This window comes from Reyranella sp., from assembly GCF_965249915.1.
GTDB lineage: Bacteria > Pseudomonadota > Alphaproteobacteria > Reyranellales > Reyranellaceae > Reyranella.
Window position 1 is genome coordinate 2074731 of sequence record NZ_OZ252257.1, and the last position, 17501, is coordinate 2092231.

The 17501-nt window shown below is 66.9% G+C and carries 19 protein-coding genes; 10 read left to right on the forward strand and 9 right to left on the reverse strand.

Annotated elements, in window-relative coordinates:
- The first annotated feature begins 12 nt into the window (after nt 1-12).
- From ACP15H_RS10345 to ACP15H_RS10365, 5 genes are all read left to right on the forward strand, one after another.
- A complete protein-coding gene (locus ACP15H_RS10345; protein ID WP_425066102.1) occupies nt 13-1443 on the forward strand; it encodes an aldehyde dehydrogenase family protein in 1431 nt (476 codons plus the stop codon).
- 79 nt (nt 1444-1522) lie between these two features.
- Entirely contained in the window at nt 1523-2896 is a 1374-nt protein-coding gene (locus ACP15H_RS10350; RefSeq protein WP_425066103.1) for an FAD/NAD(P)-binding protein, read from the forward strand.
- A gap of 7 nt (nt 2897-2903) precedes the next feature.
- The gene (locus ACP15H_RS10355) at nt 2904-3302 is read left to right on the forward strand and encodes a winged helix-turn-helix domain-containing protein (protein ID WP_422013246.1); all 399 of its coding nucleotides are present in this window, start codon (nt 2904-2906) and stop codon (nt 3300-3302) included.
- Nucleotides 3303-3396: 94 nt separating this feature from the next.
- Nucleotides 3397-3777: a hypothetical protein gene (locus ACP15H_RS10360; RefSeq protein ID WP_425066104.1), complete on the forward strand. Its 381-nt coding sequence runs from the start codon at nt 3397-3399 to the stop codon at nt 3775-3777.
- Between the two features lie 13 nt (nt 3778-3790).
- A complete protein-coding gene (locus ACP15H_RS10365) occupies nt 3791-4183 on the forward strand; it encodes a hypothetical protein (RefSeq protein ID WP_425066105.1) in 393 nt (130 codons plus the stop codon).
- Here the strand turns inward: ACP15H_RS10365 and modA are convergent.
- The gene (gene modA, locus ACP15H_RS10370) at nt 4167-4961 is read right to left on the reverse strand and encodes a molybdate ABC transporter substrate-binding protein (RefSeq protein WP_425066106.1); all 795 of its coding nucleotides are present in this window, start codon (nt 4959-4961) and stop codon (nt 4167-4169) included. The genes ACP15H_RS10365 and modA overlap by 17 nt on opposite strands.
- 155 nt (nt 4962-5116) lie before the next feature.
- Between modA and ACP15H_RS10375 the strand changes: the two genes are divergently transcribed.
- Nucleotides 5117-5326: a TOBE domain-containing protein gene (locus ACP15H_RS10375; RefSeq protein ID WP_425066107.1), complete on the forward strand. Its 210-nt coding sequence runs from the start codon at nt 5117-5119 to the stop codon at nt 5324-5326.
- A 6-nt stretch (nt 5327-5332) separates the two neighbouring features.
- Nucleotides 5333-5830 carry a tRNA (N6-threonylcarbamoyladenosine(37)-N6)-methyltransferase TrmO gene (tsaA, locus tag ACP15H_RS10380; protein WP_425066108.1) on the forward strand — a complete coding sequence of 166 codons (498 nt, stop codon included), beginning with the start codon at nt 5333-5335 and terminating at the stop codon, nt 5828-5830.
- A gap of 78 nt (nt 5831-5908) precedes the next feature.
- Here tsaA and ACP15H_RS10385 read toward each other — a convergent pair whose 3' ends face one another.
- Together ACP15H_RS10385 and ACP15H_RS10390 are read right to left on the reverse strand one after the other, a co-directional pair.
- Complete coding sequence (locus tag ACP15H_RS10385) at nt 5909-6964, reverse strand: acyl-CoA dehydrogenase family protein (protein WP_425066109.1); 1056 nt, start codon at nt 6962-6964, stop codon at nt 5909-5911.
- 12 nt (nt 6965-6976) lie between these two features.
- On the reverse strand, nt 6977-8158 hold the full coding sequence (locus ACP15H_RS10390; RefSeq protein WP_425069882.1) for an acyl-CoA dehydrogenase family protein: 1182 nt from the start codon (nt 8156-8158) through the stop codon (nt 6977-6979).
- Between the two features lie 52 nt (nt 8159-8210).
- Here ACP15H_RS10390 and ACP15H_RS10395 point away from each other — a divergent pair, with 52 nt between their 5' ends.
- A complete protein-coding gene (locus ACP15H_RS10395) occupies nt 8211-8684 on the forward strand; it encodes a YybH family protein (protein ID WP_425066110.1) in 474 nt (157 codons plus the stop codon).
- On the opposite strand, the gene ACP15H_RS10400 is transcribed toward ACP15H_RS10395, so the two are convergent.
- The 3 genes from ACP15H_RS10400 to ACP15H_RS10410 are packed head-to-tail and all read right to left on the reverse strand — an operon-like array spanning nt 8681 to nt 12203.
- Nucleotides 8681-9673 carry a DUF3298 domain-containing protein gene (locus ACP15H_RS10400; RefSeq protein WP_425066111.1) on the reverse strand — a complete coding sequence of 331 codons (993 nt, stop codon included), beginning with the start codon at nt 9671-9673 and terminating at the stop codon, nt 8681-8683. The genes ACP15H_RS10395 and ACP15H_RS10400 overlap by 4 nt on opposite strands.
- The gene (locus ACP15H_RS10405; protein WP_425066112.1) at nt 9670-10821 is read right to left on the reverse strand and encodes a pyridoxal phosphate-dependent aminotransferase; all 1152 of its coding nucleotides are present in this window, start codon (nt 10819-10821) and stop codon (nt 9670-9672) included. Before ACP15H_RS10405 ends, ACP15H_RS10400 begins: the two co-directional genes overlap by 4 nt.
- An 8-nt stretch (nt 10822-10829) precedes the next feature.
- Nucleotides 10830-12203: a gamma-glutamyltransferase gene (locus ACP15H_RS10410; RefSeq protein ID WP_425066113.1), complete on the reverse strand. Its 1374-nt coding sequence runs from the start codon at nt 12201-12203 to the stop codon at nt 10830-10832.
- On the opposite strand from ACP15H_RS10410, the gene ACP15H_RS10415 reads away from it, so the two are divergent.
- A complete protein-coding gene (locus ACP15H_RS10415) occupies nt 12181-13566 on the forward strand; it encodes a M48 family metalloprotease (RefSeq protein WP_425066114.1) in 1386 nt (461 codons plus the stop codon). The genes ACP15H_RS10410 and ACP15H_RS10415 overlap by 23 nt on opposite strands.
- 20 nt (nt 13567-13586) lie before the next feature.
- Nucleotides 13587-14363, forward strand: a complete 777-nt coding sequence (locus ACP15H_RS10420; protein WP_425066115.1) for a DsbA family protein — start codon at nt 13587-13589, stop codon at nt 14361-14363.
- On the opposite strand, the gene ACP15H_RS10425 is transcribed toward ACP15H_RS10420, so the two are convergent.
- Genes ACP15H_RS10425 through ACP15H_RS10435 form a run of 3 tightly spaced genes read right to left on the reverse strand, consistent with a single transcriptional unit; the run spans nt 14360 to nt 17492 of the window.
- Entirely contained in the window at nt 14360-15829 is a 1470-nt protein-coding gene (locus tag ACP15H_RS10425) for a hypothetical protein (RefSeq protein ID WP_425066116.1), read from the reverse strand. The genes ACP15H_RS10420 and ACP15H_RS10425 overlap by 4 nt on opposite strands.
- Nucleotides 15826-16470, reverse strand: coding sequence for a maleylacetoacetate isomerase (maiA, locus tag ACP15H_RS10430; RefSeq protein ID WP_425066117.1), 645 nt, complete (start codon nt 16468-16470; stop codon nt 15826-15828). The genes ACP15H_RS10425 and maiA overlap by 4 nt, the downstream gene beginning before the upstream one ends.
- A 29-nt stretch (nt 16471-16499) precedes the next feature.
- Complete coding sequence (locus tag ACP15H_RS10435; protein ID WP_425066118.1) at nt 16500-17492, reverse strand: fumarylacetoacetate hydrolase family protein; 993 nt, start codon at nt 17490-17492, stop codon at nt 16500-16502.
- Nucleotides 17493-17501: the final 9 nt, after the last annotated feature.

A 17501-nucleotide genomic window follows, 5' to 3' on the forward strand; every position in this document is an offset into this window, starting at 1 on the left:
GAGGATCGAACCATGCAGCACGCGAGACACTTCTATATCGACGGCGAGTGGGTCGACCCGATCAAGCCTGCCCTGCTCGACGTCATCGACCCGTCGACCGAGGAGGCCTATGTCCAGATCTCCGTCGGCAGCGCCGCCGACGTCGATCGCGCCGTGGCCGCCGCCAAGGCCGCTTTCCCCGCTTTCTCCCGCACCAGCCGCAAGGAGCGCCTCGATCTGCTGCGCGCCATCCTGGCCGAATACAACAAGCGCCGGAACGACGTGGGCGACGCCATCTCGCGCGAGATGGGCGCGCCGCTCGAGTTCGCACGCACCATCCAGGCCGGACGTGGCACGGCGCATCTCGAGCGCATGATCTCGGTGCTCGAGACCTATCCGTTTGAGACGGTGGAAGGCACCACGCTGATTGCGCGCGAGCCGATCGGCGTCTGCGGCCTCATCACGCCGTGGAACTGGCCGACCAACCAGATCGCCTGCAAGGTCCTGCCGGCGCTGGCCGCGGGCTGCACCATGGTGCTGAAGCCGTCGGAAGAAGCGCCGATCGACGCTCTTGTCTGGACCGAAATCATGCACGCCGCCGGCACGCCCAAGGGCGTCTACAACCTGGTGCAGGGCTCCGGCTCGATCGTTGGTGAGGCGATGTCGAGCCATCCCGACATCGACATGATGTCGTTCACCGGCTCGACCCGTGCCGGCATCCGCGTGGCCCAGGCCGCCGCCGTCACGGTCAAGCGAGTAGCGCAGGAACTCGGCGGCAAGTCGGCCAACATCCTGCTGCCCGACGTCGACTTCCAGATGGCCGTCACCAAGGGCATCAACAGCATGATGGTGAATTCGGGCCAATCGTGCACGGCGCCCAGCCGCATGTTCGTGCCGCGGGACCGTCACGACGAGGTGAAGCGGATCGCCAAGGCCGCGGCGGAGAAGTTCGTGGTCGGCAATCCGCAGGACCCGGCCACCAGGCTCGGTCCCGTGGTCAACGAGGCCCAGTTCAACAAGATCCAGGGCCTGATCCAAAAGGGCATCGACGAAGGCGCGGAACTGGTGACCGGTGGCGTCGGCCGTCCGGAGAACCTGAACCGCGGCTACTATGTGCGGCCGACCGTGTTCGCCGGCGTCACCAACGACATGACGATCGCGCGCGAGGAGATCTTCGGGCCGGTCATCTGCATCCTCCCCTACAAGGACGAGGAAGAGGTCATCCGTCTCGCCAACGACACGATCTACGGCCTCGCCGCCTACGTGCAGGGCGCCGATCTCGAGCACGCCCGCAAGGTCGCCGCGCAGATGCGCGCCGGCAACGTCCATGTGAACTATCCGATGGGCGACACCGCCGCGCCGTTCGGCGGCTACAAGCAGTCGGGCAACGGCCGCGAATACGGCAAGTGGGGCCTCGAGGAGTTCCTCGAGACCAAGGCCGTCATCGGCTACAAGGCAGCCTGAACATCACCGTCGAGCCAGCGCCGAGCGGTCGCAGCTCGGTTGCTGGCCTTCGCGGTGGAGCATCTGCCATAATTCGGCGATGCAGCATTCCGAATCGTTTCCTTCGCCCGTCGACATTGCCATCGTCGGGGGCGGTGCCAGCGGCGTGCTGCTCGCCGCGCAGCTCGTCCGCAAGTCCCACCTGCGCGTCGCCCTGATCGAGCGGGACGCCCATCCGGGCCTGGGGGTCGCCTATTCGACGCACTGCCTCGGCCACCTCCTCAATGTCCGCGCCAGCGACATGACGGCCCTGGTGGACGAACCCGACCACTTCGTTCGATGGCTGGCGCGCGACGGCCGCGGCTTCGGACCGACGGATTTCGTTCCTCGCGCCATTTACGGCCAGTACCTGCAGGACCTGCTGGCCGATGCCGTCCAGCGTTCCGATGGCCGCCTGCAGGTGATCAGGGGCAACGTCGTCGCCATCCGACACGAGAGGGACGGTGTCGAACTCGACATCGAGGATCATCCCCCGCTCCGAGCCCGCAAGGCCGTCCTGGCGACCGGGCATCGTCCACCCTCGAAGGATGCCGGCGCCTATCATGGCAATCCCTGGCGCGACGAGGCCATCGCCGGCCTCGCATCCGACGCTTCCGTGCTGCTGATCGGCACCAGCCTGACGATGATCGACGTGCTCGTTTCGCTGCTGGAGCACGGCCACAAAGGCCCGATCGTCGCCCTCTCCCGCCGCGGGCTGGTCCCGAATCGCCATCCGCCGGCACCGATCCCCACGCCCGAGGCCGATACGAGCGATCTCTTTGTCGGCAGCCTGTCGCAGCGCACCGCCCGCTTCCGCGCCATGCTGCGGGCCGGTCTCGGCTGGCCGGGCCTCATGCAGCTCCTGCGACCGCACAACAACGAGCTGTGGCACGGGCTCGACCTCGATCAGCGCAAGCGCTTCCTGCGTCACCTGAGGCCCTGGTGGGACATCCATCGCCATCGCGTCGCGCCGCACATTGGCGAACAGATCGATGCCGCCCGGGCCAGCGGTCAGCTCTCGATCGTCTCGGGGCGGATCGAGATCGGCCGCACGACGGAAGAAAAGGTCGAAGTGACGATCACCCGCCGCGGCTCCGATGTTCGCGAACATCGGCACTTCGATCGCGTGGTCGATTGCCGTGGCCCCCGCAACGAGGTCGACGTGCACGTGCCATTGCATGCGCAACTGGTGAAGGACGGAAAGCTGCGGCCCGATCCGCTCAACCAGGGCCTCGATGTCGCGCCCGACGAGGCACTGATCGGGCGGGATGGAACGCCGTCGGACAGGCTCTTCGTCCTCGGCCCGCCGACCCGCGGCCGCTACACCGAGATCGTGGCGATCCCGGACATCCGCCTGCAGGCGGCGGACGTCGCCAACGGGCTGATCGCCGCTCTGCAACAGCCATCTGGCCTTGTCCATGCTCCGGCCGCATAATTCCCGAATGGGACGCCGACCAGCCAAAGCCGCCGCCAAACCCGCCGACAAGACCTCCTTGCACCTTCGGATCGATTTCGGCGGCGACCGCTCGATCGGCCCCGGCAAGGTCCGCCTGCTCGAACTCATCAACGAAACCGGATCGATCTCCGCCGCAGGCCGTGCGCTGGCCATGTCCTACCGCCAGGCGTGGCTGCTGGTCGACGAAATGAACCAGATGTTCCGCGAACCGGTGGTGACCGCCCAGACCGGCGGCGGCGGCGGCGGCGGCACGTCGGTGACGGAGACCGGCAACGACATCGTCCGCCTCTACCGCGAGATGGAGCGGCGGGCCTACGGCGCCTCGTCGCCCGAAATCCGCTCGCTGGCCCGCCTGCTCACCCCTCCCGACGCCAAGCTCCACTAGCCTTCCCGGCACCGGCGGCCCGACATGCGGCTTGCGCCTCTTCTCGTTATATCTTACTGGATATATCGCCATTCACGGCAGCGAGAGGTCGGTCATGGAGATCGTCGGCAAGGGTTTGACGGACTGTCAGGTGGACCCGACAGGCGTCTCGTTCCGCCTCGGCTTCGAAGGCGTCGACGGCCAGCCGGCCTCGGTGATCCTGCCGGTCGATTGCCTGCGCGCGCTCCTGATGACCCTGCCGCACGTGATCGAGAAGGCGCTCAAGGCCCGCTACAAGGACGATACGCTGAAGGTCGTCTATCCGATGGGCGGCTTCTCGCTCGAGGCTGCCGCCGGCAGCACCAGCACCATCCTGACGATGAACACGCCCGACGGGTTCAAGGTGTCCTTCGCCCTGACGCCGGAGGATGCCGGCGGACTCGCCACCTCGCTGGTCGGGATCGACCTGGCTCAGCCGCGCGCGACCTTCAACTAGAAGCCCTCAGGTAATGAGGGCGGAAGAGCAGCGGATCGATTTCGGCGAGGCCGCCGAGGTCAGCGGAGAGTTGCTCTTGCAGGACAATGCCGTGCTGATCACCGTGCTCGGCCATGATGGCAGGCGTTCCACCCTCACCATCCCGGCCGCGGACCTGCAGCGGCTGGTGCCGCTCCTGCTCCTGCTGGGCCGCGCCCTGCCGCAGCATGAGCCGTCCGATTCAAACCTCTCGCTCGTGCCGACGGATTCGCTGAGCGTCGGCGGTCTACCCGGCGGCGAAACGCTGCTCGCCGTGGCGGTCGGTCCCGCCACGGTCGGCTTCTCGATGCCCGCCTCCGCCGCCGAGAAGCTGGGACGGTCCCTGCTCCTCGCCGGCAGCGACGCCGAGGCTACTTCAATACAGTGAAGCCCTGCTTCTCGAAGAACGGCTTTGCCGCCGGCGTCTTGAGGTAGTCGACGAAGGCCTGCGCATCCGGGTTGGCGGAGCTCGCCAGCAGCGCCATCGGGTAGATGATGGCCGGGTGCGAATCGGCCGGAAAAGCACCGACGATGCGCACGGCCGGATCGGAAGCCGCGTCGGTCTTGTAGACGATGCCCAGCGGCGCCTCGCCGCGCGAGACCAGGGTCAGCGCCATCCGGACGTTCTCGGCCTGGGCCACGCGATCGGAGACCGACGGCCAGACGCCAAGATATTCCAGCGCCGCCTTGCCATACTTGCCGGCCGGCACGGCGTCGACGCTGCCCATCGCCAGGCGGCCGTCCTTGCCCAGAGCGCCGCGCAGGTCGAAGCCCTTGTCGATCTTCAGGTCGATCCTGGAATCCCTGGCGGTGATCAGAACAATCTGATTGCCCAGATAGTCCGATCGGCTGGCCGGCTTGATGAGCTTGCGCGCCGCGACATAGTCCATCCACGGCACGTCGGCCGAGATGAAGATGTCGGCGGGAATGCCGCTCTCGATCTGCTTGGCCAGCGCCGAGCTGGCGGCATAAGAGATCTTCGTGCTTTTGCCGGTCTGCTTGGCCCAGGTGGCCGAGGCTTCGTCGAGCGCGTTCTTCAGGCTGGCAGCGGCGAGAACAACGACATCCTTGCCCTGCGCGGCAGCCCGGTGCGCGAGGCCACCCGCCGAAACGACGAAGGCGGCCGCGCCGAGGGCAGACGTGAAAGCCCGACGGGTACCCAGCATGCAAACCTCCAGTTCGAACGACGACCGATATATCTCATTTAACATATCGCTGATCCACCAGATTCGCCGTTGGTCTGCACAGGATGGATTCGATATGGTCGAATGGATATAAGGGACGGCGCGCTCTATCGTTCGGCCGTCAATCAGGAGGACATATGCGTATCAGCGCGAGGAACCGGTTGAAGGGCACGATCGTCGAGGTCAAGAAGGGTCAGACGACCGCTCATGTCCGGATCGACGTGAAGGGCAACATAGTCACGGCGGCCATCACCAACGAGGCGGTCGACGAACTGGGCCTGAAGGCCGGCCAGGAGGCCTACGCCATCGTCAAGGCCTCGGACGTCATGGTCGGCCTCGACAACTAAGCCGCCATGGTCCGGCTCAACGAGATCCGCCAGGGCGAGAGGGCGGTCGAAGTGCCGGACCGCTTCGACGCCTCACTCTATTTCATCGGGCGTATCCGCACGCCGTGGACGTCGCGGCTGGAGACGCCGCGGCAGGGCCGGCTTGACGGTCCCACCTGTCGTATCGAGTTCGACGCCCCTTGGGCCGACGGCCTGCGCGGCATCGACGAGTTCGAGCGGCTGGAGGTCCTGTACTGGCTGCACGAATCGCGGCGCGATCTCGTCCACCAGAGCCCGCGCAACGATGGCGAGGCTCGCGGCGTCTTCTCGCTGCGCACGCCCGTCCGTCCCAATCCCATCGGCACGTCGATCGTGCGGCTCGTGAAGATCGAGGGACCGGTCCTGCTCGTGCGCGGCATGGACTGCGTGGACGGCACGCCCCTGCTCGACGTCAAGCCCGATCGAACGCTATTCCAGCCGCTGGCGCCGCCGCAGCCCGGCGACTTCGAGGTCGGCGACGCGTGATGAAGCCGTCGCTCGGCGCATGCCCGAGAGGGCTAAAAGGCCCGTCCCCGCCGCTCTTCGGTGGACGGGCCTGCTGGGTCAGGCCGCGTAGCGGCTTTCGGTGAGCGCCGGCCACAGCTCGTCCTTGCCGGCCTTGGCGAAGGACTCGCCGATCTTCGCGCCCCAGAAGCTCTCGCTGCCGAAGTCGCGGCGCCACACCCAGAGCCTGCGCGTGTAGTGATGCAGGATGTGCTCGTGGGTGAAGCCCATCGCGCCCATCGATTGGTGCGAGATGGCGGCGATGCGATGCGCAAAGTCCGAGCACTGGGTCTTGGCGGCAGCAATCGAGAAGCTGCCCCCCGTCTCCAGTCCGCCCTCGTCGGCGTCGCGCGACGCGGCTTCCGCCGAGGCGATCGTCGCCGCCACGTAGCTCGCCAGCTCGGCCAGCATATGCTGGATGGCCTGGAACGTGGAGATGGGACGACCGAACTGCACACGCTGCTTGCAATACTCCGTCGCGGTCACCAGCACCTTGTCGGCGGCGCCCGCCATCTGCATGGCGCGGGCGAGTGCCGCCAGTTCGAGCGCACGGTCGGCGCTGATCGCCGAAGGTGCCGAAAACTCGGGCGTGGCCCCGTCGAACGTCACGGTGCCGTAGGGCTCGCCGGCGTGGCTCGGCGTATCCTCGATCTCGACGGCGTCCCGCGGCACGACGACGAGCGTCGACTTGCCGCCGGCCGTGACGATCGAGGCGAAGCGCTCGGCGACGCCCGCAAACGGCACGCGCGCGACCTTGCCGGAGACGCGATTGCCCTGGAGCGACAACTCACCCAGCGCCACCGTCGACGGTCCGCTGGCCGGCTTGCCGCCCGCGGCCGCAATCAGCAGGTTGGCCAGCGCGGTCTCGGCGACCGGCACCGGCACGGCATGCTCGCCGGCGACGCGCAGCATCGCCATCAGGTCGGCCACGCTGCCGCCGACGCCTTCCTGCTCCTCGGCCACGGCGATCAGCGGCAGCCCCATCTCCTCGATCTCCTTCCAGAGATCGGCGGGCCACACGCCCTTCTCCACGCCGTTCACGACGTCCTTGCCGGCGCGCTCGGCGAAGAAGCGGCTGGCGGTCTCCAGCAGCATGTCACGGGTATCGCGGTCCATGATCTGTCTCCTTCAGCGCAGGCCGAGGCCGCGGGCGACTATGCCGCGCAGGACCTGGGTGGTGCCGCCCTGGATGGTGTAGCTCGGGGCCATCATCGAAGCGTATTGCGCGACGTCGAGGAAGTCGGCGAGATCGTCCTCGGTCGTGGCATCGGATTCCGCCAGCGTGCGCGCGATCTCCGGCAGGTCCTGCTGGTAGATCGTGCCGAGATCCTTCACCAGCGACGCTTCGATGGCGGGCGACTTGCCGCCCTGCATCATGCCGGCGACCGCGGTCGACATCTGCCGCAGGGTCCACAGCCGCGCGATCAGGCGGCCGAGGATGGCGCTCGCGCCCTTGGCCGGCTGGCGGCCGAGCACGCGCACCAGTTCGCGCAGCACGTAGACGTTCTGCATGAAGCGTTCGGGGCCCGAGCGCTCGAAGGCCAGCTCGCTCGTGACCTGCAGCCAGCCGTCGCCCTCGTTGCCGATCAGGCAATCCTCGGGGATGAAGGCGTCGGAGAAGGTCACCTCGTTCCAGTCGTGCCGGCCGGCGAGATTGATGATCGGACGAATGGTCACGCCCGGCGTCTTGAGGTCGACCAGGAGCTGGCTCAGCCCCTTGTGGCGGTCGCCATGCTGCCCGGAGGTGCGCACCAGCGTGATGCAGTAGTGGTTGCGATGCGCGCCCGAGGTCCACACCTTGGTGCCGTTGACGCGGAAGCCGCCAGGTACCGGTTCGGCGCGCGTGCGCACGGAGGCGAGGTCGGAGCCGGAATCAGGCTCGCTCATGCCGATGCTGAAGTAACATTCGCCGCGCACGATGCGCGGCAGGATGGCCTGGCGCTGCTGTTCCGTTCCGAACTTCAGCAGCAGCGGGCCCGACTGACGGTCGGCGACCCAATGGGACCCGGCCGGCGCGCTGTTGCCGAGAAGCTCCTCGGTCACCACCAGGCGGTCGAGAAAGGTACGTTCCGCGCCGCCATACTGCTTCGGCCAGGTAATGCCGAGCCAGCCCTTTGCGCCCAGCGCCTTGCTGAACTCAGGAGACGGCGTGTTCCAGCTCGCGAAGCGATCCTCGGATTTGATCTTGGGCAGCGTTTCCTTGAGGAACGCGCGGACTTCGCCCCGCAAGGCTTCGGCCTCGGGGGGCAGATGGAATGGCGGGAATTCGAGCTTGGGAATGGACATCATCATCTCGACAGTTGGATGCATCATCTCTGTCGGCTAATCCTGTGCCGCGCAACCCGGGAGTTTCGAGGGTCGAATGCCCCGCCGTCCACCACGCCTGCCGCCGCTCTTGGCGGAATTCGACGATGAAGAACGCGACGCCGTCCTGGCCGCGAACCGCGCCTTCTACAAGGCCTTCAACGATCGCGATGCCGCCGCCATGGACCAGATCTGGGCCCCTACCGGCTCGGTGATCTGCCTGCATCCGGGGCAGGCCGCCCTCTACGAGCGTGCGGAAATCATGGCGAGCTGGCGTGCGATCATGAAGCACCCCGAGGCGCCGCGCGTGCGCTGCACAGAGGAATGGGTGGTCGGTCGCCCCGGCCTTGCGCTCGTCATCTGCCGGGAAGTGCTGCCCAACGGCCAGCTCATGGCGAGCAATCTGTATGTGCGCATGACCGACGGATGGCACATGACGAGCCACCATTCCGGCCCGGTGCCGCCGGTCGCCACCGGGCGCGCGACACCCGCCTCACCGCCCCCGGCGCGAGACCGGCGCAAGCTTCACTAGCGGGAGATGGGACCGCCGGTGCGCAGCAGCGGCTTCAGCCGGGCATAGGGTATGTCGACCGTATAAGGGCCGGCCGAGTAAGGGCCGACCTCGTACTGGTTGAAGTAAATCTGCAGCTTGTCGGCCTGCCAGCAGAAGTGACCGCTGGTGTTGACGGTCTTGGTGAGCTTGATGGGCTGCAGCGCATCCTCGAAGCCGGGATTGTCGACGAACTGCTTCTTGAGATCGGCGCCGACGATCGCGACGACCTCCTTGAGCCACGACGAGCCGGGTGCGAACACACCCTCGGGCGGAACGACCTTGCCGGTCCGCAGGTCCACCAGCGTGCAGCTCGTGCTGCCATAGCCGTGCGCTCCGCCGGTGAAGGCCCAGAAGGTCAGCGCCACCGTGACGACATTGGGATCGGGGCGAAAGAGCGAATAGCTTTGTTCGGCCTGCCATTCCTGCTCGCGATCGACGCCGGCATCCGCGGTCGGTGTGGTTTCGCGCGCAGCCTTCGCAGCCGCCTCGGAGTAAATACGATTGATGGACGTGAAGTCTGCAGTCGTGCCGGCGAACCGCGGATAGCGGAGGTCGATCGCGTAGGTCACCTTTCCGACCTTCCCGGCCTTCTCGATCGACTGGTCTTCGATGAAGGGATAGGGGCCCGCGGCCGAAGCCTTGAGATCGGCGATCCGATCGGCATAGCGTGTCTTCAGGCAGCGCTGGATGACGTCCGGATCGTCGTTGGGCACGCAGGCGCGGTTGCGGCCGACGATCCAGCGGACCTGACTCTTCTCGAGACTTTCCTTGGCCGGTCCGGTCAGCTTCGCAAGCAGCGCCGCATAGAGCCCAGACAGCTCGCGATCGGCTTTCGTCAGGGTTGCGTCCTTGCAGATCGCCCGCTCCGCGCCGTTGGAGGCCTTGGCGCAATCGAAGCTCGGCCCGCTTTGCGCCAGGGCGGCGACCGGGGAGAGTGCGACCAGGGCCGCAACCGCAAGAGCTCTCACATGCGGCTCCACTGCTTCAGGCGGTGCACCGCCTCCTCCATCTCCGCGGTCGAGCCCGCGAAGGAAATACGCAAGGTGCCCGCTCCCCGCGCGCGGTCGAAGTCGATGCCGGGCGTCGTCGCCACGCCGGCTTCCCGCAGCATGCGGCTGCAGAAGTCGCGGCTGTCGTTGGTGAGGTGCGAGACGTCGGCGTAGATATAGAACGCGCCCTGGGCCGGCGTCAGCCGGTCGAGACCGGCCGCCGGCAGGCCGGCCATCAGCAGGTCGCGATTCGTGCGATAGCGCTTCACATGGCCATCGAGTTCGTCGCGGCACTCGAAGGCCGCAAGCGCCGCATGCTGGCTGAGCGTCGGCACCGAAATGAAGAAGTTCTGCGTCAGCCGCTCGATCGGGCGCACCATGTCCGGGGGCACGACCAGCCAACCCACCCGCCAGCCGGTCATGGAGAAATACTTCGAGAAGCTGTTCACCACGATCGCCGTATCGGACACTTCCACGGCAGAGTGGGTTTCACCTTCGTAGACGATGCCGTGATAGATCTCGTCGGAGATCAGCCGCACCCCGTTGGCATTACACCAATCGGCCAGCGCCTTCAGTTCGGCGCGCGTCACCATCGTGCCGGTGGGATTGGACGGGCTCGCCAAGATCAGCCCGTCGAGAGGCCCCGCTTTCTCCAGCGCCGCGACCGTCGGCTGGAAGCGGTCGGCCGCCGAGGTGGGCAGATCGACCGCTTCGAGATTGAGCGCTGCCAGGATGTTGCGGTACGCCGGGTAGCCGGGCGCCGCGAGTGCCACCCTGTCGCCGGAGTCGAAGCTCGCGAGAAAGGCCAGCGGGAATCCGCCGGAAGAACCCGTCGTCACCACCACACGTTCCGAGGAAACGTCGGCGCCGTAGGTTTCCCGGTAATGACGGGCAATGCGCTCGCGAAGTGCCGGCATCCCGAGCGCGGCGACATATCCGATCCTGTCCGCGTCGAGGGCGGCGTGGGCTGCCTCCAGCGCCCCCTTCGGAGCAGGCGTACTCGGCTGTCCGACCTCGAGATGGATGACCACGTCGCCCGCCGCTTCCTTCTCGGCGGCGGCCGCCATCACATCCATGACGATGAAGGGATCGACCCCAGCCGAACGACGCGAGAGTTTGCCTGACATGTCGTGGCCTATTCGGCGATGGTCGAAAGGCCGGCGCCCGCAGGATCCGCTCCCGTTCGGCAGGCTTCGGGTTTGCCGCGCAGTCCCGAGGGACAGACGATGGCATTTACGAAGCCGCCCTGTGCCCGACGGTTTGCGAGAACCGTCGCCAGGTTGCGATCCTGGTCGACGACTTCACGGGCGACGTAGCCGACGGCCTGTGCCGCGGTCGGAGCGCCGCCGCCCGCAGCGGCGAAGGTGAATTCGCCATTGCCGGGATTGGCGATGATCATCGGACTGACGGAGGCCGCCTCGGGGTTGGGCGAGCCGAGCAAGATACCGCTGCCGGGCACCACGACGCGCGCACCGAAGAGCTGTCCCATCGAGACCGCACAGGCAGCCGCCCCCCCCTTGCCGTCGACGGCGGCGAAGCCCGCGAAGCCGCCGGAATCGACCGCCGAGCCGCCGGCCGGCTGCTGCCCGTTCCAGCCCGCAAGAACCGAAGCGCCTGCCGCCGGCGCCGGCGCCGCGTAGACGCGGCTGCGATAGTGACTGACCGACAGGGGGGCCGACGCGATCGGAACCGCCGCACGCAGCGTATCCACGGGCAGGCTGCCGCCTGCCTGCGAGACCTGTTCGGAAAAGGTGCGCGCCAGGGCGCCCTGGAAGAACTCCGCCCCGCCGCGCTGACGAATGCTGCCCAGCACCCCGGCCAGGTCCGGCTGGGTGAGAAGCACTCCCTCCGAGACGTTACCGAAGATCCGCCGAGCCTCGGCGTCTGCACCGAGCAGAGCCCCTCCCGCCTGCATGTCGCGCGACAGGGCGCGCGATACCTGGAAGCCGAAACGGGCCAGGCGCTCGGCCGGCGACACCGTCTGTTCCCAGCGCAACTGGCCGTGGCGGACATGCATCAAGGTAATGGCGCGCACGCCCGTCGGCACGGAGAAGGGCGTCCCCTTCACGGCACCCGGCGCCGCGACCGGGGCAAACACGAAGGCTTCAGCCTTCTTCGTCTTGTCGTCGTGGACGATGCAGGCGCCGGAGGCGCCCAGCGATGCCGCGGACGGCAGGGTCACAGCCAGTGCGAAATACATGGCGACGGCGGCGTCGGTGGCATTCCCACCGGCCTCCAGGATTTCGCGCCCGACCTCGGCTGCCCGGCCTTCCTCGGCCGTGGTCGCCGCAAAGCTGCTGCCCTTGCTGACCGCCGAATAGCCCCGCTTGTTCAGCGGCTGATTGGCGGGATTGGCGGCATTTTCCGCTCGATCGCTTTCCCGGTCCGTCTCACTAAAGCCACAACCGGCCAGCAAGAGAATGCCGATCAGGGCTGCGTTGCGCAATTGACGCGGTCGCCGCCCGTTCTTAGCTTGCCTGAGCCCCGTGTCGACCTTGTTGAAACGCATCACCACCCTCTTATGTCTGGCGCTGTTCGCGCTGGCACCGTTTCGTGCCGCGACGGCTCAGCAAGGTCAACGCCTCAATCTGATCCGTGACGCCGAGATCGAGAGCACGATCCGCACCTTCACGATTCCGATCTGGAAGGCTGCCGGTCTCGACCCCAACGGTGTCGAGATCATGCTCGTCCAGGATGGCTCGCTCAACGCCTTCGTCGCAGGCGGCCAGCGCATCTTCATCAATACCGGCCTGATCATGCGGACCGAACGGCCGAATCAGCTGATCGGCGTCATGGCGCATGAAAGCGGCCACATCGCCGGCGGTCATCTCGCCCGCATGCAGGAGGAACTGCGCAACCTGTCCACCTTGCAGATTCTCGAGACCATCCTGGCCGGCGGCGCCATGGCCGGGGGAATGGCGGGCGGTGCCGCGGCGGGCGGCAGCGGTGGCGGGCATGGCGCCGGCACCGGCCGGCCGATGGTGCCGGGTTCGCTGATGTCTTTCCTCAAGTACACCCAGACGCAGGAAAGCGCGGCCGACCAGGCGGCGATCACTTTCCTGCAGCGTACAGGCCAGTCGCCCAAAGGCACCGTCGAATTCCTCCGCTACCTGCAGCGCGAGGAGAAGCTCGCGATCAACCGCCGCGACCCCTATCTGACGACGCATCCGCTGACTCCCGAGCGGATCGCGGCCTTCGAGCAGGCTGCCGCCAGCTCCCCTTACGCCAATACGCCCGACACGCCGCAATTTCTCCTGCTTCACCAGCGCATGGTGGCCAAGCTCTACGGCTTCGTGGCGCCGGATGTGGCCTTGCAGCGATATGTCGAGGGCGACCGGTCGCTGCCGGCGCGTTACGCCCGCGCCATTGCACTCTATCGGAAGGGGGCCCTGGGCTCGGCACTGCTGACGATCGACGGGCTGCTCAAGGAGTATCCCAACGATCCCTACTTCCATGAAGTGCGCGCCCAGATGCTGTACGAGAACGGGCGCGCGGCAGAGTCGATTCCTTCCTACCGCCGCGCCGTGCAACTCGCGCCGGCGGCGGCGATCCTGAAGATCGACCTCGCGCGGGCGCTGCTCGACGTGAACAGTCCCGACAACGACCGCGAGGCGATGCGCAACCTCGACCTGGCCATGCAGCAGGAGTCGGACAACTTCGAACTCTGGCGCCTCATGGCATCGGGCTACTCCAAGCTCGGCAATCAGGGTATGACCTCCCTCGCCCGGGCGGAGATGGCGACCCTCCGAGGCCAGCGTGCCGAAGCCCAGTCCCATGCGGAAGCGGCGTCGCGCCAGCTTACCGCCGGGACGCCTGCGTGGCAGCGCGCGCAGGATCTGAAAGCCTACATCAACAGCCGGCCCCGCAAGTAACCGGCTCTGGAGAACAAACGATGCGTTCCCTTCTGATGGCCGGAGTGGCCGGACTGATCGTCGTCGGCGCCCTTGCGGCGACCCGCACCAGCGTGCCCGACGCCGCGACCGTGTCTGCGGCTGCTCCCGCCAACAGCACGCCCTCCGTGCCGGCCGACCTCGGCAACAGCATCCGGGCGTACCTGATGGCAAACCCCGAGGTGCTCGTCGACGCCATGCAGGAACTCGAGCGCAAGCAGGACACGCAGCGCGATGCCGTGGCGATCAAGGCGATCAGCCAGAACGAGGCGGAGCTGTTCCGCGACGCCGACAGCCCCACCGCCGGCAATCCGTCGGGCGACGTCACCATCGTCGAGTTCAACGACTACCAGTGCCCCTATTGCAAGCGCGCCTACCAGGCGGTGAAGTCGGTCACCGCCGCCGACGGCAAGGTGAAGATCATCTACAAGGACCTGCCGATCCTGGGCGAGCCGTCGCGTATCGCGGCCCTCGCCGCCCTCGCCTCGATGAAGCAGGGCAAGCACCAGCCCCTCCATAACGCGCTGATGGAGTTCAACGGCAAGCTCGACCGGGCCAAGATCCTCGAGACGGCGGCTTCGGTCGGCATCGACGTCGCCCAGCTCGAAAAGGACATGGAAGACCCCAAGCTGAAGCAGATGATCGACCGCAACATGGCGCTTGCCGGCGCCCTCGGCGTGCGCGGCACGCCGGCCTTCGTCATCGGCAAGCAGTTCGTGCCGGGAGCGGTCGATGCCGACTCGTTGAAGGCGCTGATCGCCGACGCCCGCAAGAGCTAGCGCGATACCGTTGCCGTCAGGCCGAGCGCGTTCACGAGATCGGCGCCCGGCTTGAGGAGGTAGTCGATCTTCTCCAGGCCCAGAGCAGGTTGCGGCAAGGCGTCGAGGGTGAGCGTGCCGCCCTGCTCGACGAACCGGGCGACCGCGTCGAACACCTTCGACATGTCCTGCGTGATCAGCACGCCCGCCGGCTGAAAGCGCCGGATTTCGGCCGCGAGTGCCGCCCGTTCGGCAGCGGCCGGCTGGCCGCTCAGCCGCGCTTTGGCCTGCAGACTGCGCTGCAGGAGACTCTTGTCGGCAATCACCAACTTTGCCGAGGAAAGAGCCGCTTTGGTGCCCAGCAGGCCGAAGAGATCGGCCTCGTCGATGGCCCGCCAGAACTCGTCATCGGTATCGATCACCTGGGCGGTCAGCGAAATCTCGGCGAGGTCATGGCCGCTCAGCTTGCAGCCTTCGACCTTGAGGGCGTGACGGGCACGATCTTCCAGCGTGCTGCACTCGAAGGCCAGCCTCACCTCCTTGAGGTTCATGGACTGGAGCGCGAGAAAAATGCCGACCGCTTCGACGCTGCGCAGGGACGGCGCCAGCACGAAATCGTCGATCCGCACCCGCGACCGGCTGAACTCCCCTTCCCGCGCCGTCTCGGCGGAGATGCTGCCCAGCGACAGGCCGTAGCGCGTCATGAGATCGCCGGCGAAGCCAGACATACGCCCCTCGGCCACGGGGACGCGGCCGATCGGTGTGCCGGGTTCCCAATCGATCGACGAGGCGATGGCGATCGGCCGGCGTAGATCGACGCCGCGGGCCGTCGTGTCGGCGACCGTTAGGCCGGCCATCCGCGCGTCGGCCGGCTTCACCTGAAAATCCTTCATCTCCAGCGCGTCGATCAGGCCGTGGGCGTAGCCCGTGAGAGAAAGCCGCGCCGCGCTTTGGCTCATCTGCTCGAGCGAGACGTAGATCAGATCGCTCTGCTCCAGCCGCTCCACGGACAGTGCGCCCAGCAGGCGGGCCACCATCACCTGGTTGCGGAAGGGCCCTTCATAGGTCGAATCGTAGCGCGGCAGGTCGATGTTGGTGCCGGTCAGCTCGCCGATCGCCCAGGAATTGCTCGCATCCGGTTCGGCCAGCCGGAAATTGCGCATATGCAGGCGTGCCACATGAAGGGGATCGCCCCAGTCGAGCCCGCGGAACGGCAGCCGTCCCTTCAGCAGCTCGTTCAGCGGCCAAGCCAGCCCCGAGGCTTCCCACTCATCGATCTTCAGTTCGCCGTTCGGACCGCCCGCCAAGTTGCGCAACGAGACGCTGCGAGCGAACAGCCCCACCTTCACCATCTCGACCTGAACGCCATTCTGCGCGAGGTCCGATTTCAGGCGGGAGGCGGCGAAATCCTCGGCAAACGGCACGGCCGCGGCGCCAATACCGACCAGCGCCAGGACGGCGCCGAGAACGAGAACGGACTTTCTCACGGTTCGGCGTCCGGCTGCTTGGAGGGCTGGGCCGCGTCGAACGCGGGAAGCTTCATGCAGGAATCGTAGATGCGCTGGATCGTCGGATAGCGCTTCATGTCGACCTTGAACCGCGTGGCGTTGAAGACCTGCGGCACCAGGCACATGTCGGCCATGGTGGGCCGGTCGCCGTGACTGAAGGCTCCCACTCCGGCTTCACGCGTCAGCATCGCCTCGTAGGCGTCGAAGCCCGTTTCGATCCAATGGCGCGACCAGGTGAAGGCGCTCTCCTCCGTCTGATCGAACTTCTGGCGCAGATAGGCCATCACGCGCAGGTTCTGGATCGGATGAATGTCCGCACTCACGATCAACGACAGCGCCCGCACATGGGCCCGACCGACCGGATCCCTGGGTAGCAGCGGCGGCTCAGGCTGCGTCTCCTCGAGGTATTCGATGATCGCCAGCGACTGGGTCAGCACCGCCCCATCGTCGACCACGAGCGACGGCACCAACTTCTGCGGGTTAAGCGAGGTGTAATCCGTCGAAAACTGTTCGCCCTTGCGCAGATGTCGCGACGCGTGCTCGACCGCGATGCCCTTGTAATTCAGGGCGATGCGCACGCGGTACGCCGCCGACGAGCGAAAATAGCCGATGAGCTTCATGACCGCCTCCGCGGCCACTGTAGCACGGCTCAGGCGGGCGGCGTGTAGCGCACGACCTTCTGGTCGATCGCCCCGAAAATCGACTTGCCCGCACGATCGAACATTTCGATCCGGATACGATCGCCGAAGCTCATGAACGGCGTCACCGGCTTGCCGCCATCGATCGTCTCGCGCACGCGACGTTCGGCGATGCAGGAGCAGCCGACGGCCGCGTCGCGGTTCGCGACCGTACCCGAGCCGACGATCGTGCCCGCTTCCAGATGCCGCGTGCGCGCGGCATGCGCGATCAGCTGGCCGAAATCGAAAGTGAGGTCCGTTGCGGCGTTCGGATGGCCGAATTCCTTGCCGTTGAGCGTCGAGATCAGAGGCCGGTCGAGCCGTGCCCCGTTCCAGTCGTCGCCCAGCTCGTCCGGCGTCACCGCCACCGGCGCGAAAGCGGTCGCGGGCTTGCCGTGGAAGAAGCCGAAGCCCTTGGCGAGTTCGCCCACGATGACGTTGCGCAGCGAGACGTCGTTTAGCATCGTCACCAGCTTGATGTGCTTGCGGGCGGCCTCCGGCGAGATGCCCATCGGCACGTCGTCGACCATCACGCCGATCTCGCCCTCGAAATCGATGCCCCAGGCCTCGTCGGCCATCTCGATCTCGTCGTTGGGACCGATGAAGGAGTCCGAGCCGCCCTGATACATCAGGGGATCGGTCCAGAAGGACGGCGGCATCTCGACGCCGCGCGCCTTGCGCACCAGTTCGACATGCACGACATAGGCCGAGCCGTCGGCCCATTGATAGGCACGCGGCAGCGGCGCCGCCAAAGCGGTCGTGTCGAGCTCGAACGAACCCACGGCCTTGTCGTCCTCGAGTTGCTCGGCCAGTGCCCGCAGTCTGGGCGCGATCGTGGCCCAGTCGTCGAATGCCTTCTGCATCGTCGGCGCCACGCTGGTGGCCCGGACGCCGCGCGTGAGGTCGCGGTTCACCACGATCAGCGTGCCGTCGCGGCCGCCTTCCTTGAGAGATCCCAGTTTCATTGTGGCGTC